The 2,030-nt window shown below is 75.0% G+C and carries 2 pseudogenes; one reads left to right on the plus strand and one right to left on the minus strand.

Features of this window, described 5'->3' with window-relative positions:
• Window positions 1–313: 313 nt before the first annotated feature.
• Window positions 314–784: pseudogene (locus ACWEVO_RS35625) on the plus strand (hypothetical protein); the annotation flags it as partial.
• Window positions 785–879: 95 nt separating this feature from the next.
• Here the strand turns inward: ACWEVO_RS35625 and ACWEVO_RS35630 are convergent.
• Window positions 880–2,028 (minus strand): annotated as a pseudogene (locus ACWEVO_RS35630) (PAS domain-containing protein); the annotation flags it as partial.
• Window positions 2,029–2,030 lie beyond the last annotated feature (2 nt).

The raw sequence follows: 2,030 nt of genomic DNA on the forward strand, positions 1-2,030 counted from the left end.
GCGGCGCAGTCCTGCGCCGCCTGTGCGCCGCGCCGGTCCCGCCGGCGCTCCCGGCTGGCCGGTGCCTTCCGCCCGGTCGCCGCACACCGCGACGGCTGCCCCGCCGCCTGACCGTCCCCGATCGGGCGCGAGATCGTGTTCGATCCGGGAAGTGGTGGCCTCGCCGCTCGTGGCCGGCCACCACTTCCGGATGGAGTTCGATCGCGTCCGCTCAGCACGGGACCGGCGGGGATTGAGGGCGATCATGGCGCGCGTGAGCGAGGTCATGCGGCACGGGACCCGGCGGCACGAAGATCATCACTACGCTGCGGGTATGGACGTCGAGGAGCGGCTGCGGCGGGTCCGCCGGTGGCTGTGGGTCGTGGTGGTGGGTCTCTTCCTCAGCGGGGTGACCGCGTTCCCGCTGGAGATCGAGGTGCGGTGGCTGCTGCGGGCACTCGACCCGCTCGCCGGCCAGTTCCCGGCGCTGGTGCACTGGATCGCCCGGGTCCACACCGGGCTCGTCGAGACCGGCGACCGCTACCCGTTCATGTTGTACGGCACCGACTGGCTGGCCTTCGCCCACCTGGTGCTGGCGGTGGCGTTCTGGGGACCGTTGCGGGACCCGGTGCGCAACGTCTGGGTGGTCCAGCTCGGCATGATCGCCTGCGCCGGGATCGTGCCGCTGGCGCTGATCTGCGGCCCGGTCCGGGACATTCCCTGGTTCTGGACGCTGGTCGACCTCTCCTTCGCCGTCGGCGCGTTCCCGCCGCTCTGGTTCGCGTACCGGCACATGTCGCCGGTGGTCACCGTGAAGGTCTGGTGGTCCACGTCGAGCTGCTCGCCGCTGTCCAGCCGGAGCAGGCGGCTCTCCGTCCGGTGGTGGCCCTCCCGCAACGCGGTCGGGATCAGCTCGGTGCGCCACCGCTCGCGGACGTCCGGGGCGGCGAAGTCGACCAGGGCCAGCCCGTCCACCCGGTCGGTGTCGCGGAGCCCGACCAGCGCCCGGCCGGCGGGGTTGACGTAGACGGCCCGGCCGTCCGGGGCGGCCACCGCGATGAAGTCGCCGGAGCGTTCCACCAACGCCTGGAACAGCCGCAGCTCGGCCTGCGCGGCCCGCTCCGCGCTCAGGTCCAGGGCGTACGCCAGCCAGCGCAGCGGGCGCCGTTCCAGCGCCACCACGCCGATCTGCACCGGGACCGGATGCCCGTCGGCGTGCCGGTACTCCTTGCCGTACGCCCGCGCCCGGCCGGTCTCGGCCAGTTCGGCGCGCGCCCGCGCGTCCGCCTCCGCCCAGCCGGGGGGAGTGATGGCGGGCCAGGTCAGCCGACCCTGTACGACGTCCTCCCGGGTGTAGCCGAGCAGCGCCAGGAAGGCCTCGTTCGCCTCGGTGATCCGCTCCTCCTCGCCGCCGAACACGGCGAGCACGTCGGTGGCGGCGAGCTGCTCGTAGCGGGCCCGTTCCGCGCCGAGCGCCTCCAGCAGCCGGGTGCGTTCGGTGACGTCCACGACGCTGACGCCCAGCCCGACCAGCTCGTCGGTGTCCCGGATCCGGATCGGGAAGTAGCTGGCCACCACGCGCCGGACGGCATCCGGTGGGCCGGTGGCGAACTCGACCCCGACCACCGGGCCGTCGGCCAGCGCGCGGCGCATCAGCTCCTCGATCCGCGCCCCGTGCTCCGGCAGCACCTCGGTGGGCCGCCGGCCCAGGTGGTCCGCCGCCGGCACCCGGTTCATCGCGGCGAGGGCCGGGTTGACCTGCACGTAGCGCAGTGCGGTGTCGACCAGGCCGAAGCCGACCGGCGCGTTGTCCAGCAGTGCCCGGCTGATCGCGTCGGTGCGCCGCTGGTCGGCCCGGGCGGCGGCCTCGGCCCGCCAGGCGCGTTCCCGCTCGGTGGCCTCCCGGACCGCGTCGCGCAGCCCTTCGGTGACCGCGTCCTGCCGGCGGAGCGCCTCCAGGCGGCGCAGCGCCTGGCTGCCGGCGGCGGTGAGCAGGCCGCCGAGCAGCCGCTCGTCGGCGCGGACCGGGCGGGGCGCGGGGAACGCCACCC

It is taken from the genome of Micromonospora sp. NPDC003776, assembly GCF_053605645.1.